Below are 24,948 nucleotides of genomic sequence, written 5' to 3'. Positions count from 1 at the left end.
TAGTTAAAAGTGTAATGGACGGAATTAATAATTAATAATTAAGAATTAATAGAAGTGACATCTATTGTATGGTCGACTTTAATGAATGTCGAACAGGACGGAAAACTTCAAACAAACGAATGATGCCCTATTAATTATTCTTTATTAATTATTAATTACCTCATCTATTTATAAAAAACGAAAACAACGTCGTTCCATAGCTTCTTTCAGATACGAAAAGATCGAAGCCTTTTTCGTAGTTGTTGCGGGGTGTGTGTTCAAGGACGAACCAGCCGTTTGGCTTCAGCAGTTTCCTGGAAGCTACAAGGCGCGGAAGATCGTCGATCGTTTCAAGAGCGTAGGGTGGTCCTGCGAAAATGAAATCGAATTGATCGTTGCACTGTTCGAGGAACTTGAAAACATCCATTTTCACCACTTTGAAATTCTTGATTCCGAGCGATTCGCTGTTCTTTTTGATGAAATCGTACATCGCAGGATCTTTTTCTACAATAGTGAGATCCGTAGCGCCCCGTGAAGCCAGCTCATAGCTGATGCTTCCCGTTCCGCCGAAAATATCAAGCGTTTTAAAGCCTTCCAGTTCGAGGTTGTTTTGGATAATATTGAACAGGCCTTCCTTCGCGATATCCGTGGTGGGCCTTGTGTGGGGCATTTTGGCGGGTGGATTTACGCGCCTGCCACCCAGGCTTCCTCCTATGATACGCATGTGGCCAGTTTGAGAATGGGTGAAAAAAAGTGCTTTGGATAACCCTGCAACAGAACGCCTTCTTTGATATAATCCGGATGACTTTCAAAGTCAATTCTCGAAAAATATTTCAGCAGCTCTGTGTACATAGCGGAGTCTTCATCGATCATGCCTGATATTTCAAGCGGAGTTGATAATTGCTCAAGGTTGAACTGATTGTAAATATTCAGCAGCCAGTAAGCAACATCCTCCGTTGTCTGGTAACCAAACTGTTGCATTAGTTGCAGTTTGCTATCCTTAACAACGATGGCGATAATATTTTTCCTGTAAAATGAAACCACTACCTTGTCGCTTTCCACACCGGCCGTTTTATATAAATGATCCAGCAGGAGCGTGTAGTAATGATGTTGCGTATTGAGCGGGAATTTTCTCAATAAAACCTGGTGAATATCTTTAGGTATACGGTAAATGTTGTGCGCATGTAAGTCACTCACCTTTTCATTCAGGATCACTCCTTTCACAAGATCGCCGTGAATAACTTCCAGCAGCTGCTTGTTAACGTGCTCGTGGTAATATTTTTCAGGAATCAGCTGATTAGAAGAAAAATTATAGATGATATGACAATTGGAGAAATTTTTACCCAGCAGATCATCATTTGCAAGAATCTCTTCCAGTGTTTCAGATAGGTCAGCAGGATTGTTGATGTCAATCTGGTAGTACCTCAATTTCTGCAGCGATCTGTCTGACTGCATGATCATGTAATTAAGCGCCGTTGCGCCCACTTCAAGTACAAGCAATGGTTGGGAGCCAATAATTACCTCCGAATAGCTTCCTATGTCCTGCGTGATTTTATACATAATATTGAACTGTGTGCAATAATACTATATTTCGGGGAAAACAGGCAAGGCAAACGTGTCTAAATGCATTTCACGCAAAGGCGCAAAGGTGCAAAGAAGCAAAGGTTGTAAGATATACGAGTGGGGCGTGTTGCAAATGCCTTTGCGCCTTGGCTCCTTTGCAGCTTTGCGTGAAATATTTCATATCCCGTACTCCGTACATCGCACATTGTAATTATCTTTCATTACAATAACATTAACCACGACACTATTCTTCAAATGCCGCATATGCACACAAAAGCCCGGAATAAAAGATCACTCTTGAAAATATTGGTTACGTTTTGCCTGCTGACGATAACATTATTGCAGCTTAATGCTCAAAAAAAGAAAGTGGAAAATACATTCAACAATATTGACGTAACATGGCAAATTGAGGAGAATGGCCACAATGGAAAATTTCAATCGCTGACCTCACTGGTGCTTACTAACAAAAACAAGAAAGACTTGCCGGCAACGGGCTGGACGATCTATTTCAATTTTGCCAGAATGATCGTGCCCGGTTCTGCGACAGGTGCCGATGTGCAGATTGAGCATGTAAATGGCGATCTGTTTAGAATTACTCCGTCGGCAAATTTTCAACCATTAGCAGCAGGAAAATCCTTTAAAGTATCATTTGTTTCCAGTGATTGGGTCGTGAATTTTACAGATGCACCAACCGGTTTTTACATCGTGTGGCAGGGCGCAGAAAAAGGATATTCGCTAAACAATGTGAAAGCAATCCCTTCAACAGAACCTAAACAATACTTGCGTTTTGCGGGAGATAAAATAGGGTTGATCACACCTCAGGATATCTATCAGAAAAACGCCGGGATTAAGAATATTGAAGAGGCGCAATTGCCAAAAATCTTTCCAACGCCGGTGAGTTACAAAGAAACCAACAGCTTTTTCAATTTATCAACTGCCACAAAAATTACGGCTCCGGAGGCTTTTACACCGGAGTTAAATTACCTGGTAAAACAAACTTCAAAGCTTGTTGGATCGCCCACACAAAAACTTTCGGAAATAACGAACAGCATAGAGCTTAAGCAAAACAATTTGCCGGAAGGCGCATATGCATTGCATGTAAAGGACAACGCTATTGTGATAGAAGCGTCAAGCGGTGAGGGTGTTTTTTATGGCATACAGTCGTTGCTTTCTTTGATTTCTCCAACCGCTTTTGCAAGAACACAAAAAGCAATCGCCGTGCCGACAGTAGAGGTGGAAGATGCACCGAGATTCGGCTACAGAGCATTCTTTCTCGACGTTGCCAGAAATTTTCAAACGAAACAAGAACTACTTAGAGTGCTTGATTTGCTGGCTTTGTACAAACAGAATGTCCTGCATTTGCACTTTAGTGATGATGAAGCATGGCGCGTTGAAATCCCATCGCTGCCTGAACTTACGCAAATTGCTGCTGTTCGTGGCTTCACAACTGACAATAAAAAGTTTCTTCAATCAACATTAGGTTCAGGTCCTGATACAAATACTGTGGCAAGCGGCCATTATTCCCGACAAGATTTCATTGAGATACTTCGCTACGCAACTGAACGTCACATACAGGTGATACCTGAAATAGAAAGCCCGGGACATGCAAGAGCAGCGATAAAAGCAATGAATGCACGCTATGAAAAATACATGAAACTTGGCGACTCTGTGAAGGCAAAGGAATTTCTGTTGTATGACCTGCAGGATACTTCAAAATATATGTCGGTACAGTTTTACAACGACAATGTGATGAATGTTGCTCTTCCTTCGGTTTATAGTTTTGTGGAAACAGTAGTGAACGATCTTGCAGCAATGTATAAAGAAGCCAATGCGCCTTTGAAAACCGTTCACATGGGCGGTGATGAAGTGCCGGCGGGCGTTTGGGAGAAATCTCCTTTGTATTTGTCTTTAAAAGAAAAAGATAAAAGCATTCAAAGCACCGATGATCTTTGGTACTATTATTTCGGCAGAGTAAACAATATTTTGAAAGCCCGGGGCTTGTTCCTCTCCGGATGGGAAGAAGCGGCGCTTCGCAAAACGCAGCAGGATGGTGGTAGAAAAATGATCCCGAATCCTGATTTTGTAGGTGAACATTTTCAGGTGGATGTGTGGAACAATGTGTTGGGCTGGGGCGCGGAAGACTTGGCGTATCAGTTGGCCAATAGCGGCTACAAAGTAGTGCTGTCGTGCGTAAGCAATCAATATTTTGACATGGCTTACTATAAAGATTTTGAAGAGCCGGGCTATTACTGGGGCGGTTATGTGGACATTGACAAACCGTTTTATTTTGTTCCGTTTGACTATTTTAAAAACAGCAGGGAAGACAAATTCGGCAATCCGCTCGATAAGTCGATTTTCATTGGCAAGCAACGCCTCACAGATTATGGTAAATCAAACATCGTGGGCATAAAAGGCTTACTTTGGGCGGAAACATTGATAAGCAGCAACAAAATGGAATATATGCTTTTGCCTAAATTATTGGGACTGGCGGAAAGGGCCTGGAGCAAAGATCCTGACTGGGCGATAGAAAAAGACAGTGCCAAATCTGCGGCTTTGTATGCCGATGCATGGAGCACATTTGTGAATGTAGTGGGCAAGAGGGAGCTACCCAGACTGAACTACTACGCAGGCGGTTTTAACTACAGAATTCCCTCACCAGGAGCGAAAGTGGACAATGGTAAAGTGTACGCCAACATTCAATTGCCCGGTTTCACCATTCGCTACACTATTGACGGTAAGGAGCCAACTGCCACCAGCAACATTTATAAAGAACCCATTTCTGTACAAGGCACAATTAAGTTGAGGGCATTCGATGAAAGAGGAAGAGGAGGTAGAAGTGCGGAGGTGAAGAATAACTGAATAACTGAATAACTGAATAACTGAGTAACTGAAAAATTGAGTAGCCGGAATAATTGGGTAACTGCATTGTGAAGCGAGTAATGCAAACTCAAGTTCAGTTATTCAGTTACTCAGTTATTCAGTTGTTTTTTCAAGTTGTTGATAATCAATGTTAAATGTTAAAAAATGACCAGCGGCGCCGCATTTCCTAAATAAAGTCCTTCTTTTGTGCAACGAACGCAAAACGTTTTTTGTCAACCTAATTAACCAGAATGACCGATCACAGACAACTCATAAAGGATTGCCTGAAAGGGAGTGCAGTTGCTCAAAAGCAACTGTATACACTTTTTGCTGAGCCTATGTTGGGTATTTGTTACCGGTACACGAAGTCGATTACCGATGCGGAAGATGTTATGCAGGAAGGCTTTATTAAAGTATTTCTTCACTTGCACCAGTACAAAAGTGAGGGAGAGCTTGGAGGATGGATCAGAAGGATCATGGTTACCACAGCCATTAATTACCTGAAAAAGAATAGTCAATACAAATACGACCTGGTTTTTGAAAACAGCAATGTTCATCTTGTTACGGACGATGATCCTGAAATGCAAATGAGCATGAAGGAACTTGCTGAAATGATACGACAACTCCCAACAGGTTATCAAACAATATTCAACTTACATGCTGTGGAAGGGTATAGCCACGTTGAAATAGGCAAAATGCTGGGCATCAATGAGGGCACGTCCAGATCGCAGTATGCAAGGGCAAGAGGTTTGCTGATCAGTTGGATCAACCGAAACAAAGAAGACGTTAAAAAACAGCTATATGCACAATAACGAATTTGAACGGAAGGTGCAGCAGCAAATGGAGGAGTTCAGGCTTCCTCCGTCTGATGCTGTATGGCTGAATGTGCAGGACGGCATAAGGAAGGAAAAACGCAGAAGGATCTGGAGATATGTTCCGGCAGCTGCGGCTTTGCTTTTGCTTGTTCCGGGCTATTTACTTTTTGTTCATACCCCTAATCCGGCTTTGAAAGCTAACACGGCGAAAACGACCTCAACTGTTAACAGCGAAAAGAATTCGCAGGCAGCCGTAAACCCATCAACAAACATCAAAAATCATTTGAATGATTCAAATCTTTACACTCAACCTGGTGCTGGCTCAGTAATTAAAGAAGAAAATAAAAATGCGAACGGCAAAGATGCATTGGTGAAAGGAAGCCTGAATGATGAATCGGGTGCGACGCAAAGCACATCCAATGCATCCGTAGAAAATACAGCAGTCGCAACAAAACCAAATACGACAGGCACGGCAAAAACAAATGCACCGGATGCTGAAAAGAATAAAGGCAATAAGGCAGTGAGTACCGGCAACGTTGCTTCTTCTGCGGCACTTTTAGCCGGCAGCACTCACAATAAAAACGCTGCAGGGAAAAGATCAGTGACTTCTAATAACGCTGCTGGTAAAGATGATTTGACAAATGACAACGCAGGTGGTTCTTCTGCAAATAACCTTGCGAAAAATAATAACAAGCATCAAAACAACATTAAACGCGGGGATAAAAACAATTTAGTAAATGCTACTAATAATATTGATCACCTGGATAATGTTGTGTTGATTGTGCCGGCAAATGATAATGTGGTGATTGATGAGGACTTGCGTCACGCAATGGTTCCGGCTGTTGCATTTAACGCATCTCCAAAGGTAAGTGCACCGGCGATTGCTGTGCCTGAGACCAAGCCAATCCAGGTTGTACGTCCGAGCACATGGTCGTGGGGTATTCAGGCAACACCGGGAATGTCTAACATTACCAAGACCTATGCCACCACTGAAAATGTCATGAATACAGCCCAGATGGCATTTGCAGCAGGCCCGTACCAGAGAGGTAATTCTTATGTGGTTCCTTATTCTCAACCCAACAATGGTACTGCATTTAGCATAGGGATGTTTGCGAAAAAAGCCATCAGGAAAGTATCAGTGGAAGTGGGAATGAATTACAGCTACTATTCCGCAGCAGTGAAAGTAGGAGCGAAACAAGACAGTACTGCTGTAGTTAGATTGCAGAACATGACATTGCTTTCTGCGAATACTTTTTACCAGGCAGGCAAGGATTATACTTATCACAACAAATATCATCTCATCGAAATACCGGTTACTGTTGCCTTTCATATGTTCCATATGGGAGATGCCAATGTTGTCGGAACGGTGGGCGGAACACTTGCCTACATGGTTGATGGAAAAATGCTTTTCCGCAACAGTTATGGAACGCATTTTGAAAATAACACACTAATTAATCGTACGCAGATATTCCTGAATGCGGGCATAGGTGTTGAGTTTAATGAAAGGGGAAGACTGCCAGTGACCATTGGTCCGGTTGTGTCCTATGGCGTAACGCGTTTGGCGAAGCCTGCAACATCTACCAGTCAGCACCTTGTTTCACTGGGACTAAAAACATCGTTCCAGTTGCAAAAATTATTTAAATAGGTTCGCCCTTTGTAACACACACGTGAGCGGAGCTGAGAGGCTTCGCTTTTTTTATTTACAAACTTCTTGAATGCAATGATTTGAAAATTTGAAGATTTGAAAATTTGAAAATTCATTGTGTGTGGCATTTACAATTCAAGATATAATTGCCGGTGGGCTGAATGCGATAAATAATGAAAGATGCATAGCTCGCATTTTCAAATCTTCAAATTTTCAAATCTTCAAATTTTCCTATTGTTTATGGAATAGCTTGATAAAATTTCTCTTAGTATATTGGCGAACGTTAACCCAACGCCTAACCAAATGAAAAAACTTTTACTTGCGGCCAGTCTTCTGGGCTTTGTGGCTTGCAATCAGCCCCAAATTTCTTCCTCTTTAATTGAGCAAACACTCAACACAAACAATTTAGAAACACAGTCCTTCGTCATTAACACGCAAAAAGATACATCCATTAAAACAAAGGAAGGCATCGTTGTGCAGATTGAAAAGGGTTCCATCGAATCCTCCACAGAAACTGTTACGCTGCAAATAAAAGAAGCCTTGTCGCTCTATGATATGATCAGGGCAAGGCTATTAACCAAAAGTGATAAGGGAATACTAAGCAGTGATGGCATGTTTAATATTACTACCAAAGAAAAATCTACAATTAAAAAGCCACTGCGTGTTTCTTTGCCAACAAACTATGCAAACAAGAACATGAGTTTATACAAGGGGCAAATGAATGATAGCAGTATTACATGGACGGATCCGCAGCCGGTACAAACAAAGGAGTCTGATTGTTATACCAACGGCAAGGCGCTTTTCAAGGCAAGTTGTGCATCATGCCATGCGATTGAAAAAGAGTTGACTGCTCCGGCACTCGCGTGGGTAGAAGATAGATGGAAGGATAAAGATCTTTTGCGTGCCTACATTCGGAACAATCAAAAAGTATTAGCCTCCGGAGATGCATATGCCAACTACCTCTGGTGCAAAAACCATAAAATGCCAAAGCCGGTATATGACAGCCTTAGCAATGATCAAATGGAGTGCTTGTTGAGTTACATTCGTACCGAGACTGTAAACAAAGGAATTCCGAAGCCAGCACCAGACTCCTGTCTTTATTACAGGGACTATTACGAACAGCTTTTACGTAAAAGAGATTCGCTTGTTAAAGACAATAAGTCAATGGCAAAAATTACAATAATTCCGCCCGCTGGAGATAACAATAACAGAGATACCGGGGGACTGCCTATTAAAGTGAGTCCTCCTCAATACAATGCAGAATATTATCAGTTTACCATTGATGCCTATGGCTGGTATAACATAGATATACAGCTGGAGAAAACGGAAGGTGTTGTGTACAGTGAATTGTTTGTAAATGTACAGGCTGAGCCAGCCGCGCATTTGAAAGCCTTCTTAATAATACCTGATAGAAAAATATTTCAAGAGGGTGGATATCTGACAAATGGTAAACAATTTGGTTTTTACGAGAACACAGGCAAGCTTCCGTTGCCTCAAAATACTGATTGCTTTATTGTGGTGTTAGGTGAGAACAACGGTAAGATGTTCTTTGGTGAGAAACATTTTGTATCCTCTGTATCGCAAACCATTGATGTAAAAGTGGAAGAAACAACCCAGGAAAAGTTTGCTGAATCAATTAAGAAGCTCCATTTTGAAGATGTCTCCGCCCGGGTCGATACTGCTAAAAATTTCTCAGGAATGAAGGCTGTTGATAGTGAGCTTGAGCAGGTTAAAATGAAAGTGGAACATTGTGGTTTTTGTTCAGAGCCCGTGCCTGCAGATTCAAGCACGGAAATGACATCCAAGTAGAGCGATTATACAGGTATACGGAAATCGTCAGCGGCACCCTGCATTTTCAATCTTTTCTATTACCACTAAGGCACTGAGGACACTGAGTTTCACTAAGAGAATCCGAATTTTAAACTACCCTTAGTGAGCCTTAGTGCTCTTAGTGCCTTAGTGGTAAATCTTAACCCAGCAACTTCTTCATCTTCGCAATTTCTTCCACATCTACGCCAGTGTTAGTAAGCGTTTCCTGCATAGAAGCATTTACATGTGCCATGGTTGACGGAAAAACTTTTCTCGCAGAAGAATGAGCTTCCACTGCGCCCGTAAACTCAAGCAATTCTTTAACGTTATTGCTTCTCACGCCGCTGCCCGGTAAAATAATTATTCTGTTATCTGCTTTTATAACGAGTTCGCGAACCAACTCTTTCCCATCCATCACGTTCGGATATTGACCACTGGTAAGTATGCGATGACAACCACATTCAATGATCGTTTCCATTGCATCAAGCGGATCTTTGCATCTGTCAAATGCGCGGTGAAACGTAACCTGCATTGGATAGGCAAGTGCCACCAATGCCGCTGTACGCTTTTCATCTATAGTTCCGTTACTGTTCAAAAGACCGATAACAACACCTTCAAAACCCAGCGACTTGCACAGCAATATTTCTTCAATCATAACTTCAAATTCATCTAAAGTGTACAGGAAATCGCCGCCATGTGGCCGTATGATGGGAAACACCGGAATGTTTACTTTCTCTCTTACTTTTTTCAAAAAACCAAATGAAGGCGTAGTGCCTCCATCAAAAGGATTTTCGCAAAGTTCCAGCCTGTCTGCGCCCGCATTAGCAGCAGCGATGGCTGATTGTATATTAAAGACAGCTATTTCAAGAATGGGTTTCATGTTAGTTGTTTGTTGTTAGTCATTAGTTATGAGTTGTTAGTTGACAGTTGTTAGTTGTTAGGCTATCTGTGTTACATTCTCTACTAACAACCAACAACTAATAACGATCAACTATCCTTAATAAAATGAAGGTTTCGTTGAATGCCTTTGAACTTTGTTCGTTTAAGCGGTGAATGTTTAAATATTTTTTTAAAGCCTTCTTCTGTCATATGCTCCCAATCCTGCGTAGAAAGATTCAGTATCTCAGGAATAGGTGTGAACGCGGCTTCTGTATTGGGTTTTGAAAAACGGTTCCACGGACAAACATCCTGGCAGGTGTCACAGCCAAACATCCAATCGTCGAATTTTCCTTTCATTTCATGCGGAATTAAAAGGTCCTTCAATTCAATGGTAAAATAGGAAATGCATTTACTGCCGTCTATTACTTTGTCCGGCAAGATTGCTTCAGTGGGGCAGGAGTCGATGCATTTTGTGCAACTGCCGCAAAAATCTTTCGCAATCGGATCGTCATATTCCAAATCAAGATCGGTGATCAACGTGGCGATGAAGTAAAAAGAACCGCTGCCCTTATTGATCAGATTGCCATTTTTCCCAATCCAACCTAAACCACTCTTTTGCGCCCAGGCCCGCTCCAGAACAGGCGCTGAATCGACAAATCCACGACCCTGGATTTCACCAACATTTTCCCGGATATGCTGTAAAAAAAATCTCAGTTGTTCGCGTATCACCTCGTGATAATCATTGCCATATGCATATTTAGCAATTTTGGGTGTGTCGTTTGATTGCTCAACAGACGGGTAATAGTTTTTCAATAATGTAATAACTGATCTGGCTCCCGGCACTAGCTTCGTCGGGTCAACGCGCATGTCGAAATAATTCTCCATATACTGCATTGAGCCATGAAAGCCCTTTTGCAGCCAGCGCTCCAGTCTTCTGGCATCCTCATCCAGCGGTTTTGCCATTGCAATACCGCAATAGTCGAAGCCCAGCCTCTTCGCTTCGGATTTAATAAACTGCGTGGTGGTTTCTTTGTTCATTTGCCGATGCAAAGGTAATTGTAGAAATCGTAAAAGCCCGGGCAATACCCTAAACAGGGTAAATAGAACCACTTAGTTGTCAGACAGGTAAAAAGTACTAATTTCACCGCGTTTAACCCCCCAAAAAGCTATACATGAAAGCTGTTACCCTTATCATTACGGGCTTAATGACCTGTATTACTATGTGCTCAATTGCACAAGAAAAACTCAATATTAAATTCGGCAGAGTAAATCCCCAGGACTTTGATCTATCACAACAAAAAATTGACACCGGCGCAAATGCAGTAGTGATTGCAGACGTTGGTAGTTCGTCATTTGATGGAAATACAAAGGGCTTTTTCTCCATTGTATTCAAAAGGCAAATGCGCATCAAAATTCTTAGCAAAAACGGAATGGATGCCGCTAATTTCCAGATACCACTGTATTCAAGCGTAAACACCAGCGAAGGTGAAGAAAAGCTTGAAAACTTAAAAGCTTATACCTACAACCTCGAAGGTGGAAAAGTAGTAGAAACCAAATTGGAAAGCAGCCAGGTTTTTAAAGACAAGCTTACAAAAACAGTTGTCGTTAAAAAATTTACGATGCCTGCCGTTAAAGAGGGGTCGATCATTGAAATAAGCTATACGGTTTATTCAGATTTTCTTTTTAACCTGCAGCCATGGGAGTTTCAGGGCAAATACCCTGTTCTTTGGAGTGAGTATCAAACAAATATCCCCGAGTATTTTAACTACGTTGTGCTTGGCCAAGGGTATAGAAACTACGACATAAAGAAGAACGATCAAAGCCAAAGCACCTTCAATATTACTTTCCAGAATGGCGCAGCCGCGAGCGACAGAGCATCTTTGACGGGGCAGGTTTATTCTACACGATGGGTTATGAAGAATGTACCGGCGTTAAAGAAAGAACCGTTTACTTCTACGCTCGACAATCATGTTCAGAAATTGGAGTTTCAGTTGAGTGAATACAGGTTTCCCAATCAGCCAACAAAGCCAATTATGGCAAGCTGGCCAAAGGTGCGTGAGGACTTGATGAAAGATGAAGACTTTGGATTCCAGTTATACAAAAACAACAACTGGCTGGACGATGATATGAAAACCATTGTTGGAAATTCAAAGGATACTTTGGAGAAAATGCACAAGATATATGCATATGTGAAAGACAATTTTACGTGCACTCGCCACAGCGGTAAATACCTTACAAATGCTTCTCTGAAAACAGTAATGAAAACCAAAAGCGGCAACGTTGCTGACTTGAATTTGTTGCTGATTGCAATGCTTAGCCATGAAGGCATACAAGCTTACCCGGTTTTGTTAAGTACAAGATCAAACGGATATACGCATGAACTGTATCCATTGCTTGATCGTTTCAATTATGTGATTGCCTGCGCATTGAACGGACAAGAAAGAATATTTCTTGATGCGACTGATCCTTTATTGGGGTTTGGCAGACTTAACGAAGAATGCTACAACGGGCACGCCCGTTTGCTTGCAGACATTCCTGAAGCAATTTATTTTGAACCGGATTCAGTTAAAGAAAGAAAGCTGACAACAGTGTTCCTTACATCCACAGATAAAGGTCAGATACAGGGAAGCTTTACCAGCCAGCTTGGATATTTCGAATCACTTGGTGTACGTGAACGCATTAAAGAAAAAGGAAAGGAGGAATTTACCAAGAAAGTGAAAACAGCTTATGGATCTGATTGGAAAATTGATTCTGTTGGTTTGGACTCATTGAAGGTATTAGATGAGCCTGTTGTTGTTCACTACGAAATTTCAATGGACAGCCAGGAAGATATCATGTACATCAATCCGATGTTGAATGAGGCGTACAAAGAAAATCCGTTCACCGCTGCAGAAAGAAATTATCCGGTAGAAATGCCTTATTCATTTGACGAAACTTATGTGTTCAATATTGAAGTGCCGAAAAACTATGTGATAGATGAGATGCCAAAATCAACCAAGATCGCATTTAATGATGGTGACGGATATTTTGAATACCTCGTTTCCCAATCTGAAAATCTTGTTCAGATGAGATCAAGGATCTACTTCACCAAAACAAATTATCAGCCGGAAGAATACCAATCTTTACGTGAATTCTTTTCTTACGTAGTAAAGAAAGAGTCTGAACAAATCGTATTGAAAAAGAAAAAATCTTAATAGTGAAGAGAACATTTCAGCTATTGTGAACAATAATGTTTTATTAGACCAAGTTTGCATTCCAGTAGACTAGATTAGATAGTAACCTATAGCCAAAACACACTTACTGTTTGTAATATCTAATTAAATCTAAAATGAAACGCTCATTCTTATTTATTGTTTTGCAATTATGTTTTGGCTTGATAGTTTCGGCACAAGAGAAATGCGTTGTAGACTTTGGAAAAGTGTACCCAAAAGACTTTGATCTGTCCAAGGAAAAAGTGGATACGGCTGCTAACGCGGTTGTCATTGCCGATATTGGCAGGTCGTCTTTTGACGGAAACCTAAAAGGCGCTTTTTCCATAATTTTTAAAAGACAGCTTCGCATTAAAATACAGAACAAAAATGGTCTGGATGCAGCTTCTTTCGAGATTCCTCTTTATCAAAGCGAAGGTAATAAGCAAGAGGAGCTAGGTAATTTTAAGGCATCTACCTATAATCTTGAAAACGGTAGTGTGATAGAAACAAAACTGGAAAATAGTCAGGTGTTTGAGGAAAAGCGTTCAAAAAACTGGGTTGTAAAAAAAATTGCTATGCCCGCTGTCAAGGAAGGCTCTATTATAGATATCGTTTATACTGTTTACTCAGATTTTCTTTTCAATTTGCATTCATGGGAATTTCAGGGGAAATACCCAAAATTGTGGAGTGAATATGAAGTAAATATTCCGGAATATTTTACATACATAACACTTGCTCAGGGCTACACTCCATACCATATTAAAGAAGAATCCAGGCAACTGGGATCCTTCAATATTATGTGGCAGGATGTTATAGGCGGTTATGATCGTCAAAGTGTTACAGGTACGGTTAACAGAACTCGATGGGTAATGAAAAATGTGCCTGCCTTGAAAAAAGAGGCATTTACAACAACGCTTGATAATCATGTATCCAAACTTGAATTCCAGTTATCGGAGATTAGTTATCCCAATTCAATGCCGAAGTCTGTAATGTCTACTTGGAACAACGTTGGAGAGGAGTTAAGGAATAGTGAATACTTTGGGGCGCAACTACACATAAACAACACCTGGCTTGGTGACGAAATGAAAACTATAGTTGCAGGATCGAAAAATTCGCTGGAAAGGATGAAACGTATTTACGCTTTTGTACGAGATAATTTTACTTGTACTTTTCATTCCGGAAGTTATCTTACCACAAATTCACTCAGAACCGTTTTCAAAAATAGGAGTGGAAATGTTGCCGATCTTAATCTACTCTTAACTGCAATGCTTTCATATGAAGGGTTTAATGCTTATCCGGTATTATTGAGCACAAGGTCTCATGGTTACACAAACAAGATATATCCTGTTATGGACAAATTTAACTATGTTGTAACCTGTGTAAAAACGTCAAGTGATCAATGGTTTTTGGATGCCTCTAATCCGTTGCTGGGATTTGGAAAATTAGATGAAGAGTGTTACAATGGTCATGCCCGCATGTTAGTCAGGAAAAATCTCTTGCCCATTTATTTTGAGTCCGATTCTGTACGGGAAGAGAAATTTACGACGGTATTTATTGAAATGGATGAAACAGGTACATTAAATGGACATGTTAATTTCACTCCCGGTTACTACGAATCAATGACGCTTCGCGGTGTTGTAAAAAAGAAAGGCAAAGAGGAGTTTGAAAAAAGAATAAGATCTAACTACGATTCGGACTGGCACATTGATTCAATTGGCATTGATTTATTGGATTCATTAGAAGCACCTCTTGATTTGCATTATGAATTGGCTTTAAACAATTCCGCCGATATCGTTTATATAAATCCACTGCTAACCGGTGGACTTAAAAATAATCCGTTTATTTCTACGGAAAGATACTATCCGGTGGAAATGCCATATGCATTTGACGAACTTCATGTTTTCAATATGGAAGTTCCGAGGACTTACGAAATAAATGAACTTCCGGGGTCAGTAAAAGTTACGTTTAATGGGGGACAGGGTGGTTTTGAATATCAAATTACCCAGGACGATAATCTGATTCAAATGAAAGCCAGAGTTTATTTCAAGAGAACAAACTTTCAGCCTGAAGAATATCAGTCTCTGCGCGATTTTTTTTCTCACGTAGTAAAAAAAGAGTCTGAACAAATCGTATTGAAAAAGAAAAAATCTTTATAATGAAAAGAACATTTCAGCTGTTGTTGTGCCTTTGTGTTAGCGCTATTTGTAAGGCAGGAAACGGCGATTATTCTATTGCCAAAATTACACCTGCTTTGATGAAGGAGGCCAACGTGATCAAGCGTTACGAAGAGATTAAATTCGAAGTACTCAACGTAAACAAGGCACGCACATATAAGAAAGTAGCATACACGATATTGAATGAGAAGGGCGATGAGAGTGCAGAAATAGTGGAGATGTATGACAAGCTAAGCAACCAGCCATCTATTGAAGCTACATTGTACGATGCGATGGGCGTTAAGGTTAAGAGTCTCAAAAGATCCGACATTAAGGATATGAGCGCAACAGACGATAATAATCTTATAGACGACAATCGTTTGAAGGCGTTTAATTTCTATTGTAAAAATTATCCTTACACAGTTGAGTACGAAGTAGAGCAGGATCAGTATTACACCATGTTTTTCCCAGGATGGATTCCGGTGGAAAAAGAAATGATGTCTGTGCAATACAGCAGTTTTTCTGTGATACTTCCTGCCGATCTGCATTTCCGCTACAAAGCATCCAATGGTGCGGGAGAACCTGTAAAAACCACTGTCGATAACAAGCAGGTTTTTACATGGAAATTGCAGGATTTCAACGCAATTAAAAGAGAGCCCTATGCACCTTACTGGCTGGAATTGGTCCCTTGCGTTTATATGGCGCCGTCTGAGTTTGCCATACAAGGTTACCAGGGAAATATGAATAGCTGGCAGGATTTCGGCAAATTTGTGTATGCTTTAAAAAAGGATCGCGACGCATTACCTGCAGAGGTGAAAGCAAAAGTGCATGAACTAACAGACAACATCGCCGATACGCATAAGAAAGTAGCACTACTGTACGACTTTATGCAAAAAAATACACGCTATATAAGTGTGCAATTAGGTATCGGAGGCTGGCAGCCATTTGATGCAACATATGTTGCAACCAAACGCTATGGCGATTGCAAGGCTTTGAGTAACTACATGTTTTCTTTGTTGAAAGAGGCTGGCATTCCTTCGTGCTATGCGCTGGTAAAAGCAAAAAACAACTCATTCGTGGCCGATTTTCCTTCATCGCAATTCAATCACGCCATTCTTTGTGTACCTCTTGCAAAAGACACCATGTGGCTTGAGTGCACGAGCCAGACAGAGGCACCGGGCTACATGGGCGATTTTACCGGTGGACATTACTCTTTATTGATTAACGAAGCAGGTGGAACGCTTGTAAAAGTGCCAGGTTACAAAATGAACGACAACTTACAGGTAAGAAAAACCTTTGCTACAGTAGATGCGACAGGTAATACAGAAGTTCACGAGAACGGTCAGTATAAAGCAATACAACAGGAAGATCTTCATAACCTGATCAACTATAACGCAAAAGACAAACAGCTGGAGAGATTGAAAAGTCAATTTGATTTACCTCAATATGATGTTGTTTCTTTCAGTTATAAGGAAGAAAAAAGTCGTATTCCCGTGATTAATGAGGATGTGCAGTTGAACGCCATTGGCTATGCTTCTGTAACAGGTAAGCGTTTGTTTATAATGCCAAACATTTTGTCTAAATCGTCGAGCAAACCTACCGCGGCGGACGCAAGAAAGTATGATCTCGTTTTGGACCTGGAATATAAAGATGTAGATACTGTTGAAATTAAAATTCCGGATGGATATATACCGGAGTCTGTTCCGCAGCCCCAACAAATCGCTACCAAATTCGGAAAATATACCAGCTCTGTAAAAATAGAAGGCAACAAAATCTATTATTACCGCTCCATGGAACGCATTAGCGGTCGCTTTACAGCTGCAGCATACAACGAATTCGTTCAATTCTATGAGCAGATTTATAAGGCGGATAGGAGTAAGGTGGTGATGGTGAAAGCCAATTAATAATTAATAATTAAAAATTAATAGGGTAACATTCTTTGTGAATAGTTACCCTATTAATTTTTAAGATGTATGACCAATATTTTGGCTGTGCCATGAGTTGTGGTGACCGCCTTGTTAATTATTAATTATTAATTATTAATTTGCACCATGGCATTGATCACTTACACCGCCTGCCCTTGCTGCGGTTCGTCGAAAATAAAAGAAGTTTTAAAGGCAGAAGATTTTACGGTTTCACACGAAAAATTTGCTATTTGGGAATGTGCTGACTGCACGCTGCGATTCACGCAGGATATTCCGGACGCTGCGTCGGTAGGAGCTTACTACAAATCGGAAAATTACATTTCACATTCAGATACAAAAGAAGGACTGGTGAACGGCCTTTACCACAAAGTGCGCCAGCGTACTTTGAAAGGCAAGCATACTTTGGTGCAAAAGGTTACCGGCCTGAAAACAGGAAAGTTGCTTGACCTGGGCGCAGGAACAGGAGCTTTTTTGAATTTCATGCACACCAATCAATGGGATGTTATGGGCCTTGAGCCGGATGATGTTGCCAGGGGGAAAGCCAAAGAATTATACAACCTGGACCTTAGAAGCGCCGACCAGTTGTTTAAATTACCACCAGGTAGTTTTCACGCCATCACCATGTGGCACGTACTTGAGCATGTGCATGAATTGCATCCATACATTGAACAATTGCACAAACTTTTAAAAAAGAATGGTAAGCTCATCATTGCAGTACCTAATTATACTTCTTACGATGCGTCTGCGTACAAAGAATTTTGGGCAGCATACGATGTGCCAAGACATTTGTACCACTTCTCACCGGCATCCATTAAAAAGCTTGTTTCCCTGCACGGCATGAAAGTAGAAAGCGAGCACGCCATGTGGTTCGATAGTTTCTATATCAGCATGCTGAGCGAACAATATAAAAATGGCAAAGGCAATCTGCCAAAAGCTTTCATCAACGGCTTGTTGTCAAACACTAAAACATCAATGAATAAAGAGAAGTGCAGTTCCTTGGTGTATGTGATTTCTGGAATTGAAAATTGAAAGTTGAAAATTGAAAATGTATGATCACCTGGGAAGATTTTGAAAAAGTTGACATGCGCATTGGCACGATCATAGAAGCGGAAGTTTTTCCCAAAGCCAAGCGTCCTGCATATAAACTGAAAGTAGATTTCGGAGAATTGGGCATCAAGCAATCCTCTGCCCAGATAACAGCGCATTACCAACCTGAAGAATTGATCGGGAAACAGGTAATGGCGGTCGTTAATTTCCCTCCCAAGCAAATAGCCAACTTCATCAGCGAATGCCTCGTAATGGGCGTGTATGACAGCAGCGGGGACGTTGTTTTGTTGCACCCCGGGAAGACTGTGCCGAATGGCTGTAAGGTCGGTTAGTTGAGAGTTGAGAGTGGAGAATGGAGAGTTAATTGAAAAAATGAAAATGGGCGGTTTTGAAAGGAGTTGGAAGAAAATCTTATTTGAAACCATTCACTCTCAACTCTCAATTCTCCACTCTCCACTCTCAACCAATTTTCAACTTTCAATTTTCAATTAATTAGTGCTAAATTGAAGTATGCAACAGCACTACCACACCTTCTACTCATCGCCTCTGGGTATATTGAAAATTTGCGCCACTGATACTTATATATCGGAGGTGACATTTTTGGAAGAAGGGGAGCCGTATCCTGAAATGGGAGATAGTAAGGAAATGCTGAACAATGTGCTGCAGCAATGTGTGGAACAGTTTATTGAATATTTCCAGGGCTTTCGCAGACAGTTTGAAATACCTGTTGCCCAAAGTGGCACAGAATTTCAGCAACGTGTGTGGAGCGAATTAATAGGCATTCCCTTCGGTAAAACCATCAGCTATAAAGATCTCTCAAAACGTCTTGGCGACCCCAAAGTAATCCGCGCTGCTGCTTCAACAAACGGCAAAAACAAAATCGCCATCATTGTCCCCTGTCACCGTGTAATAGGCACCAACAGCGACCTCGTTGGCTACGCCGGCGGCCTGTGGAGGAAAAAGTGGCTGCTTGCGCATGAGAATAAGGTGGCACACGGGGTGTTGACTTTGTTTTAATATGGTGTCTTCAAGAGTGTGCTTTATTTGAAAATTTGAAAATATGGGAATTTGAAAATTCGTCCTGTGCGATTTTCCATTTTCCAAATTACTCTCGAAACATCCGCGAGTAAATAGTTCATTCAGAAAGTCGCACCTAAAGCATTTTCAAATTCCCATATTTTCAAATTTTCAAATTAAACGTCAACCCAGTTGACGTTTATACATCTGCACCGTATTCTCATACCCAAGATAAATTGCATCGCAAACAAGTGCGTGGCCAATGGATACTTCCAAAAGACCGGGAGTGTGTTGCGCGAAATATTTTAGATTGTGGAGATCAAGATCGTGGCCTGCATTGATACCAAGGCCAAGGTCGTTGGCTCTTTTTGCAGCAGCAGCGTATGGAGCAATGGCCGCTTCCTTATTTGAAAGAAATGCAGTTGCGTAGCCTTCAGTGTATAGTTCAATTCTATCTGTTCCTGTCTCTGCAGCGCCCTCTACCATTTCAATGATCGGATCAACGAATATGGAAGTGCGTATACCCGCTTTTTTAAATACACCGATAATCTCCACCAGGTACTCTCTGTGAGCAATTGTATCCCAACCATGATTGGAAGTAATTTGCCCCAATGCATCCGGCACAAGTGTTACCTGGTCTGGTTTTACCTCTAGCACAAGGTCCACAAATTTTTGTTCCTGTGAGTTGCCTTCAATATTGAATTCTGTAGTAATGATCTTTTTAATCTCCCGCACATCGCTGTAACGAATGTGGCGCTCGTCTGGTCGGGGATGCACCGTTACACCATCAGCGCCAAATAACTGGGCATCTATAGCCGCTTTAAGAACGTCTGGATTATTACCGCCACGACTATTACGTAGCGTCGCAAATTTGTTGATGTTTACTGAAAGCTTAGTCATGGTGCGAAGGTAACGACATGATTTGAAAATCATGTCGCAATTTGAAAATTTGAAGATCTGAAAATTTGAAAATTCTTTCTGTGAAGCTTACCTTTTTTATTACCCCGTTGAACTATTGCGAGCTAGTAATACGCCGTGAATGTTACACTTAAAGCATTTTCAAATTTTCAAATCTTCAAATTTTCAAATTGATGCGCTACCAGTGCATCACGCCCTTCACAAACCCCGTCAGCTCTGCAGCCATCTGTTCATGTTCTTTTAAATCTGGATGTCCGCCGCAACCGTTGTGGAATTGTTTGGAGAAAAAGAAGGAATGCACTTTGGCGTCGCCACGTTTGTGCATAAAGTTGACTATAAAATTGACGTAGCTTTTTAATACTCTATCGAGGTCAGCGTCTGCCATAGGACTGTTGAGACAAACAAATTCAGCATTGGGATAATAGTTCCTCAACTGACCAAGGAAAATAATGTACGCAGTGCAGAATGTAAGTGAATCCTGGATGCCATCGTTTTGTCCAAGCGACACGGTTACTACATCTGGTTGGTAGTTTTGGAAGTTCCACGCCAATGAATCATCGCGCATATTCACCTTGTTGTAAACCTGTGGCATTGTTATGCTCATGTTGCAGCAACTATGCAGGAGTCCGATGCCTGAAACAGAACTCAATTGAAATTGCGCATTCAACTTTCGCGCAGTAAGAGAACCATAACTTAAGTACGCATTATTTTGATCGTACCATGCACCCTGACCGCAAGGCGCTGTCGATAAATCACTACCGGCACCACATGTAATAGAATTGCCGATAAATTCCATCTTGCGTGCAGGCACTTTGTTGAGTGGTAAAAGAGAAGAGCATTGCACGCCACAAAAATCCAAATATCCAATGCCCGCTTCAGTGTCTTTATAGACAGTTACAGAATGTTCTTTTGCCTTGGGCAATGTAAATGAGAGCGTATCGATTTCAGTCTTTAATCTTATTCTTTTTGCAGGCTGGTTATCCAACACCACTTCCACAAAATTGTGGTTCTGTCCATATTGCACCTGGTCGGAGATCAGCAATTTGATTGTATTGCCTGTAAAGCGAGCCTGCATATAAACGCCGGCCGCCCAGCATCGCACATCTTTTGTTTCCGAAAGAACCGTTCTTCCGAAATATTGAATGTTGCTATCCAATGCAGGAAAATAATTCAGTTTCTCTTGCGCCATAAGCGAGTATGAGAGAGACAGGGTAAGCAGAATTGCAAGGAGGTATTTCATTAAATGAAAATTGAAAGTTGACAATGATTTTGGGTGCGGGATGTATAAAAATAGTTTTTTGTTTTGGTTAGTGGAAGTGGGGATTTCAATTTACCACTAAGGCACTAAGTACACTGAGTTCCACTAAGAATGGCCTAATTTTAAAACAACCCTTAGTGGGGCTTAGTGCCTTTAGTGTCTTAGTGGTTAAAGAAAAAAATGCAACATAAATACCGGCTTCCGACTACTGACAACAACTCTCAACTCTCCATTCTCAACTCTCCACTAAATAAAAGTTCTCACGCCCGTACTTGTATACGCGTCTCTAAACTCTTTCGGAGTGCAGTCTTTCTTCTTTTTAAAAATGCGGTTAAAGTTAGACATGTTGTTAAAGCCGCATTTGTAGGCGATTTCAGTAATGCTTTGAGTGGTATCGATCAGCATGCGGGATGCATGACCAAGTCTTATTTCATTCAATGTGTCAATAAACGTTTTGCCCGTACGCAGTTTGAAAAAACGGCTGAACGCAACTTCTGTCATGGCCGCCATCTTCGCCGCTTCTACGAGGGAAATGTTTTTATCAAAATTCTTATTCAGGTAAGCCATTGTTTTTTCGATGCGCCGGCTATTGTAGGAGAGTGTTTCTGTTGTGTTGAAAGATGCGTCGGAAAGCAAACGCATGTTGCGTGAAATAGAAAGGTCGTGCAGGATAGACATGAGTTCCAGCACAGAATCAAAGCTTTGTTTTTGCGGCAGCGCCACAATGCGCGGCATAATTGCTTGTATGGTTTCCTTTGAAAACTGAATGCCACGAAGTGAGCGCTCAAACATGTTGCGGATGAAAGCCATCTGGTTGCGATGTAAAAACTTCTCATCAAACAGGTCACGGTGAAATTGAATGGTGACTTCTCTGATTTCCGGATGTGTGCATTTGTGTGTAAACCAGCCATGCTGAAGGTTTGGGCCAACAAGTACCAATTCCAGGTCATCAATTTCCTCAATGTGATCACCAATAACTCTTTTGGCTCCTTTCGCATTTTGAATGAAGTTGAGTTCAAATTCTTCGTGGTTGTGAAGTGGAAAATCAAACTTTGATTTTACCCTTGAAAAAATGGTGAAGCAGTCACTTTGAGTAAGAGGTGTGATCTCTCTAAGTATCTTGGTTTGCATGGCAATCGTTTCTTAAAGAACATGAAAGTACAATAATTGATTAATAAAGTATCAGTTTGTAAATATTTTTTAAACTAACGGGTAACGGAGAGCATCCTTTTCGGTTAGTCACATAAATGGTCGTGAATTAGCCTGTTATATTGATTCCTGTTGATTTCTATGCTCCGTCTTTTAGCTGTTTTTCGTGCGAAGTGCTGTTTTTTTTCTTTAACCAATTTAAATTAGTATCTCTATTGGATAAAAAAGTATGTATAGGATAATGTAATTCGGAATAGATTTGTATTGTCTTATAACCAAAACGATTGTACGTAAAACGCCAAAACACAGACATGCATAAACGCTTAGCCCTTTTAATAACCGCTTTATTACTGGCTGCCAATTTTGTTTTTGCACAAACCCACTCATTTGTTAGAGCCAAAGACGGGAGTTTCTCCGTAGATAATCAGCCCTATTATTTTGTAGGTACCAACTACTGGTATGGGAGTTTGTTGGCAAATGACAAAAAAGGAAAAGAAAGAGTGATCAGGGAACTTGATTTCCTTGTAAAAAATGGTGTTACCAACTTACGGTTGCTCGCAGGTGTGGAAGGGGAAGGATTTGTAAATGGTGTAAACCGCGTAGCTCCGGCATTGCAGAAGCCACAGGGTGTTTTTAATAAGGATATATTGAAAGGATTAGATTTCCTGTTGAACGAAATGGGAAAACGAAACATGAAAGCCGTCATCTTTCTCAGCAACAACTGGGAATGGAGCGGCGGTTTTCTTCAATATCTAAACTGGAACGGGCAAATTCCCGACAGTATTTTTCGCCGCAAACTAAACTGGGACGAGCTTCGTGACAACATCGGCAAATTTTACACCTGCAATGCTTGTATGAGCGCTTACAAAAAGCAAGTAGAGTTTGTAGTGAACAGAACCAATACTGTTACAAAGAAAAAATATAAAGATGACGCAGCCATCATGGCCTGGGAGCTGGCAAACGAACCGAGGCCCATGCGTGAAAGTGCAATCCCATCTTATGAGAAATGGGTGAGCGATGCTGCAGCATATATTAAGTCATTGGATAAAAATCATCTGGTAACCACGGGTGCCGAAGGTTATATGGGCACTGAGAATGTGGATGTGTTCAAGGCCATCCACTCCGATAAGAATATTGATTACGCGACCCTTCACATTTGGCCAAAGAATTGGGGTTGGTTCAAAGACACGTCCATTGCCGCGTCTATAGACAATGTAGTGAAGCAAACACAAACATACATTGACGTGCATGCCCAGGCAGCAAAAGATGTAAATAAGGCGCTGGTGATAGAAGAGTTTGGCTTGCCGCGTGATCATCACTCATACTCGCTTTCAGCATCAACAACCATGCGCGATCAATATTACAACGTTGTACTAAAAGCATTGTGGAATAGTGAGCAAAATAATGGCATTATAGCCGGTTGCAATTTTTGGGCATTTGGTGGTGCGGGCAGGCCTTCGGGGAAAGATATTTTCTGGCAGAAGGGAGATGATGTGTTGGGAGATCCGCCAATGGAAGAACAAGGATTAAATTCGGTGTTCGATTCTGATGCCACAACATGGCAGCTGATCAATTCATTCACGCAAAAAATCAATGGACTGAATGCCAAAAACTAACGCTATCATTTTATTGCTGCTAAGCCTTGCGGGTCGCATGTTTGCGCAGGATTTGCCTTGCGATAAAAATGCTACAAAAGAAACGGTGAACCTTTATAAAAATCTGAAGAGATCTGCGCAGAAGGGATATCTGTTCGGTCACCAGGATGACCTTGCATACGGTGTGGGCTGGAAATATGAAAAGGGCAGAAGTGATGTGAAAGATGTAGTCAATGACTATCCGGGCATATACGGTTGGGAAATTGGCGGTATTGAATATGACAGACCTGTGGACCTCGACAGTGTGCCGTTTGACAAGATGAAAGGCTTCATTGAAGATGCTTACAACCGTGGTGGCATAATTACCATAAGCTGGCATCTGCATAATCCTTTCAACGGGAAAACTGCCTGGAGCACAGATCAGGGAAGTGTTGCATCGATATTGCCGGGTGCCGAAAAAAATGCTTTATTCAAAACCTGGCTCGACAAAGTGGCTGCATTTTTGCTTAGTTTAAAAGGAAAGAATGGCGAAGCCGTTCCCGTATTGTTCCGTCCTTTTCATGAGCTAACGGGCAATTGGTTCTGGTGGGGAAGAACAGCCTGCACTCCCGATGAATTCAAGCAACTCTGGCGATTTACCATCAACTATCTGCAAAAAGAAAAAGGCGTTCACAACCTTTTGTATGTTTATAATACGAGCGGAGATTTTACAACAGCAAACGAATTTCTCGAAAGATATCCGGGCGATGATGTGGCAGATGTTTTGAGTATGGATGCGTATCAAACGGGTGATCCTTCAAAGGACGACAGTTTTGTAAAACATACAAATAGCAACCTGCAAATCATTGGAGCGCTCGCGAAGGAAAAGAACAAAATTTCCGCCTTCGCAGAAACCGGTTATGAAGCCGTGCCTTATGCTCAATGGTGGACAAACACACTGACAAAAGCAATCGGCGACAATAAAATAGCGTATGTGCTTGTATGGCGCAATCATGGCCTCATGAAGGAAAACGGCCGCATGCACTATTACGCACCGTACAAAGGGCAAGTATCGGCAGACGATTTCATGAACTTTTACAAGATGAAGAATACGTTGTTTGAAAAAGATGCGAAAAAAGAAAAACTGTACAACAATTAATAATTAAT

The 24,948-nt window shown here is 41.2% G+C and carries 20 protein-coding genes; 13 read left to right on the top strand and 7 right to left on the bottom strand.

The window, feature by feature from the left end; genetic code table 11:
• Nucleotides 1–160: 160 nt before the first annotated feature.
• Both KTO63_RS14835 and KTO63_RS14830 read right to left on the bottom strand, forming a co-directional pair.
• A complete protein-coding gene (locus tag KTO63_RS14835) occupies nucleotides 161–703 on the bottom strand; it encodes an RsmD family RNA methyltransferase (protein ID WP_217792120.1) in 543 nt (180 codons plus the stop codon).
• The gene (locus KTO63_RS14830; RefSeq protein WP_217792119.1) at nucleotides 691–1,539 is read right to left on the bottom strand and encodes a DUF3822 family protein; all 849 of its coding nucleotides are present in this window, start codon (nucleotides 1,537–1,539) and stop codon (nucleotides 691–693) included. The genes KTO63_RS14835 and KTO63_RS14830 overlap by 13 nt, the downstream gene beginning before the upstream one ends.
• A gap of 55 nt (nucleotides 1,540–1,594) precedes the next feature.
• On the opposite strand from KTO63_RS14830, the gene KTO63_RS14825 reads away from it, so the two are divergent.
• From KTO63_RS14825 to KTO63_RS14805, 5 genes are all read left to right on the top strand, one after another.
• Entirely contained in the window at nucleotides 1,595–1,753 is a 159-nt protein-coding gene (locus KTO63_RS14825; protein ID WP_217792118.1) for a hypothetical protein, read from the top strand.
• 53 nt (nucleotides 1,754–1,806) lie between these two features.
• Nucleotides 1,807–4,401 carry a family 20 glycosylhydrolase gene (locus KTO63_RS14820; protein WP_217792117.1) on the top strand — a complete coding sequence of 865 codons (2,595 nt, stop codon included), beginning with the start codon at nucleotides 1,807–1,809 and terminating at the stop codon, nucleotides 4,399–4,401.
• A gap of 251 nt (nucleotides 4,402–4,652) precedes the next feature.
• Nucleotides 4,653–5,213: an RNA polymerase sigma factor gene (locus KTO63_RS14815; RefSeq protein ID WP_217792116.1), complete on the top strand. Its 561-nt coding sequence runs from the start codon at nucleotides 4,653–4,655 to the stop codon at nucleotides 5,211–5,213.
• Nucleotides 5,203–6,861 (top strand): hypothetical protein, encoded by a 1,659-nt coding sequence (locus KTO63_RS14810; RefSeq protein ID WP_217792115.1) that lies wholly within the window; start codon nucleotides 5,203–5,205, stop codon nucleotides 6,859–6,861. Before KTO63_RS14815 ends, KTO63_RS14810 begins: the two co-directional genes overlap by 11 nt.
• Before the next feature lie 303 nt (nucleotides 6,862–7,164).
• A complete protein-coding gene (locus KTO63_RS14805) occupies nucleotides 7,165–8,670 on the top strand; it encodes a c-type cytochrome (RefSeq protein ID WP_217792114.1) in 1,506 nt (501 codons plus the stop codon).
• A gap of 160 nt (nucleotides 8,671–8,830) precedes the next feature.
• On the opposite strand, the gene KTO63_RS14800 is transcribed toward KTO63_RS14805, so the two are convergent.
• Together KTO63_RS14800 and queG are read right to left on the bottom strand one after the other, a co-directional pair.
• Nucleotides 8,831–9,550 carry a copper homeostasis protein CutC gene (locus tag KTO63_RS14800; protein ID WP_217792113.1) on the bottom strand — a complete coding sequence of 240 codons (720 nt, stop codon included), beginning with the start codon at nucleotides 9,548–9,550 and terminating at the stop codon, nucleotides 8,831–8,833.
• Nucleotides 9,551–9,657: 107 nt separating this feature from the next.
• Nucleotides 9,658–10,587, bottom strand: coding sequence for a tRNA epoxyqueuosine(34) reductase QueG (queG, locus tag KTO63_RS14795; protein WP_217792112.1), 930 nt, complete (start codon nucleotides 10,585–10,587; stop codon nucleotides 9,658–9,660).
• Nucleotides 10,588–10,721: 134 nt separating this feature from the next.
• Here queG and KTO63_RS14790 point away from each other — a divergent pair, with 134 nt between their 5' ends.
• The 6 genes from KTO63_RS14790 (at nucleotide 10,722) to KTO63_RS14765 (ending at nucleotide 18,882) form a co-directional block, all read left to right on the top strand.
• On the top strand, nucleotides 10,722–12,743 hold the full coding sequence (locus KTO63_RS14790; protein ID WP_217792111.1) for a DUF3857 domain-containing protein: 2,022 nt from the start codon (nucleotides 10,722–10,724) through the stop codon (nucleotides 12,741–12,743).
• Nucleotides 12,744–12,877: 134 nt separating this feature from the next.
• On the top strand, nucleotides 12,878–14,896 hold the full coding sequence (locus KTO63_RS14785; RefSeq protein WP_217792110.1) for a DUF3857 domain-containing protein: 2,019 nt from the start codon (nucleotides 12,878–12,880) through the stop codon (nucleotides 14,894–14,896).
• Nucleotides 14,896–16,797, top strand: a complete 1,902-nt coding sequence (locus KTO63_RS14780) for a DUF3857 domain-containing protein (RefSeq protein ID WP_217792109.1) — start codon at nucleotides 14,896–14,898, stop codon at nucleotides 16,795–16,797. Before KTO63_RS14785 ends, KTO63_RS14780 begins: the two co-directional genes overlap by 1 nt.
• A gap of 147 nt (nucleotides 16,798–16,944) precedes the next feature.
• Entirely contained in the window at nucleotides 16,945–17,847 is a 903-nt protein-coding gene (locus tag KTO63_RS14775; RefSeq protein ID WP_217792108.1) for a class I SAM-dependent methyltransferase, read from the top strand.
• A 20-nt stretch (nucleotides 17,848–17,867) separates the two neighbouring features.
• Complete coding sequence (locus KTO63_RS14770) at nucleotides 17,868–18,197, top strand: tRNA-binding protein (RefSeq protein WP_217792107.1); 330 nt, start codon at nucleotides 17,868–17,870, stop codon at nucleotides 18,195–18,197.
• A gap of 178 nt (nucleotides 18,198–18,375) precedes the next feature.
• Entirely contained in the window at nucleotides 18,376–18,882 is a 507-nt protein-coding gene (locus tag KTO63_RS14765; RefSeq protein WP_217792106.1) for a methylated-DNA--[protein]-cysteine S-methyltransferase, read from the top strand.
• A 183-nt stretch (nucleotides 18,883–19,065) separates the two neighbouring features.
• Here KTO63_RS14765 and KTO63_RS14760 read toward each other — a convergent pair whose 3' ends face one another.
• The 3 genes from KTO63_RS14760 to KTO63_RS14750 form a co-directional block, all read right to left on the bottom strand.
• Nucleotides 19,066–19,782 carry a pyridoxine 5'-phosphate synthase gene (locus KTO63_RS14760; protein WP_217792105.1) on the bottom strand — a complete coding sequence of 239 codons (717 nt, stop codon included), beginning with the start codon at nucleotides 19,780–19,782 and terminating at the stop codon, nucleotides 19,066–19,068.
• Between the two features lie 196 nt (nucleotides 19,783–19,978).
• Nucleotides 19,979–21,040, bottom strand: a complete 1,062-nt coding sequence (locus tag KTO63_RS14755) for an SGNH/GDSL hydrolase family protein (RefSeq protein WP_217792104.1) — start codon at nucleotides 21,038–21,040, stop codon at nucleotides 19,979–19,981.
• 264 nt (nucleotides 21,041–21,304) lie between these two features.
• Nucleotides 21,305–22,189 (bottom strand): AraC family transcriptional regulator, encoded by an 885-nt coding sequence (locus KTO63_RS14750; protein ID WP_217792103.1) that lies wholly within the window; start codon nucleotides 22,187–22,189, stop codon nucleotides 21,305–21,307.
• Between the two features lie 329 nt (nucleotides 22,190–22,518).
• Between KTO63_RS14750 and KTO63_RS14745 the strand changes: the two genes are divergently transcribed.
• Together KTO63_RS14745 and KTO63_RS14740 are read left to right on the top strand one after the other, a co-directional pair.
• On the top strand, nucleotides 22,519–23,823 hold the full coding sequence (locus tag KTO63_RS14745) for a glycoside hydrolase 5 family protein (protein ID WP_217792102.1): 1,305 nt from the start codon (nucleotides 22,519–22,521) through the stop codon (nucleotides 23,821–23,823).
• A complete protein-coding gene (locus KTO63_RS14740; protein WP_232373192.1) occupies nucleotides 23,810–24,940 on the top strand; it encodes a glycoside hydrolase family 26 protein in 1,131 nt (376 codons plus the stop codon). The genes KTO63_RS14745 and KTO63_RS14740 overlap by 14 nt, the downstream gene beginning before the upstream one ends.
• The last annotated feature ends 8 nt before the right edge of the window (nucleotides 24,941–24,948 follow it).

The sequence above is a fragment of the Pinibacter aurantiacus genome (genome assembly GCF_019130065.1).
Classification (GTDB): domain Bacteria; phylum Bacteroidota; class Bacteroidia; order Chitinophagales; family Chitinophagaceae; genus Pinibacter; species Pinibacter aurantiacus.
Note: the sequence above shows the minus strand (reverse complement) of the source record. Positions and strands in the feature narration are given on the sequence as shown.

Coding starts and splice junctions, on each gene's coding strand:
- KTO63_RS14740 (WP_232373192.1), top strand. CDS start 23,810: ATGCCAAAAACTAACGCTATCATTTTATTGCTGCTAAGCCTTGCGGGT.
- KTO63_RS14750 (WP_217792103.1), bottom strand. CDS start 22,189: ATGCAAACCAAGATACTTAGAGAGATCACACCTCTTACTCAAAGTGAC.
- KTO63_RS14830 (WP_217792119.1), bottom strand. CDS start 1,539: ATGTATAAAATCACGCAGGACATAGGAAGCTATTCGGAGGTAATTATT.
- KTO63_RS14820 (WP_217792117.1), top strand. CDS start 1,807: ATGCACACAAAAGCCCGGAATAAAAGATCACTCTTGAAAATATTGGTT.
- KTO63_RS14765 (WP_217792106.1), top strand. CDS start 18,376: ATGCAACAGCACTACCACACCTTCTACTCATCGCCTCTGGGTATATTG.
- KTO63_RS14800 (WP_217792113.1), bottom strand. CDS start 9,550: ATGAAACCCATTCTTGAAATAGCTGTCTTTAATATACAATCAGCCATC.
- KTO63_RS14745 (WP_217792102.1), top strand. CDS start 22,519: ATGCATAAACGCTTAGCCCTTTTAATAACCGCTTTATTACTGGCTGCC.
- KTO63_RS14810 (WP_217792115.1), top strand. CDS start 5,203: ATGCACAATAACGAATTTGAACGGAAGGTGCAGCAGCAAATGGAGGAG.
- KTO63_RS14785 (WP_217792110.1), top strand. CDS start 12,878: ATGAAACGCTCATTCTTATTTATTGTTTTGCAATTATGTTTTGGCTTG.
- KTO63_RS14805 (WP_217792114.1), top strand. CDS start 7,165: ATGAAAAAACTTTTACTTGCGGCCAGTCTTCTGGGCTTTGTGGCTTGC.
- queG (WP_217792112.1), bottom strand. CDS start 10,587: ATGAACAAAGAAACCACCACGCAGTTTATTAAATCCGAAGCGAAGAGG.
- KTO63_RS14780 (WP_217792109.1), top strand. CDS start 14,896: ATGAAAAGAACATTTCAGCTGTTGTTGTGCCTTTGTGTTAGCGCTATT.
- KTO63_RS14790 (WP_217792111.1), top strand. CDS start 10,722: ATGAAAGCTGTTACCCTTATCATTACGGGCTTAATGACCTGTATTACT.
- KTO63_RS14755 (WP_217792104.1), bottom strand. CDS start 21,040: ATGAAATACCTCCTTGCAATTCTGCTTACCCTGTCTCTCTCATACTCG.
- KTO63_RS14835 (WP_217792120.1), bottom strand. CDS start 703: ATGCGTATCATAGGAGGAAGCCTGGGTGGCAGGCGCGTAAATCCACCC.
- KTO63_RS14760 (WP_217792105.1), bottom strand. CDS start 19,782: ATGACTAAGCTTTCAGTAAACATCAACAAATTTGCGACGCTACGTAAT.
- KTO63_RS14775 (WP_217792108.1), top strand. CDS start 16,945: ATGGCATTGATCACTTACACCGCCTGCCCTTGCTGCGGTTCGTCGAAA.
- KTO63_RS14770 (WP_217792107.1), top strand. CDS start 17,868: ATGATCACCTGGGAAGATTTTGAAAAAGTTGACATGCGCATTGGCACG.
- KTO63_RS14815 (WP_217792116.1), top strand. CDS start 4,653: ATGACCGATCACAGACAACTCATAAAGGATTGCCTGAAAGGGAGTGCA.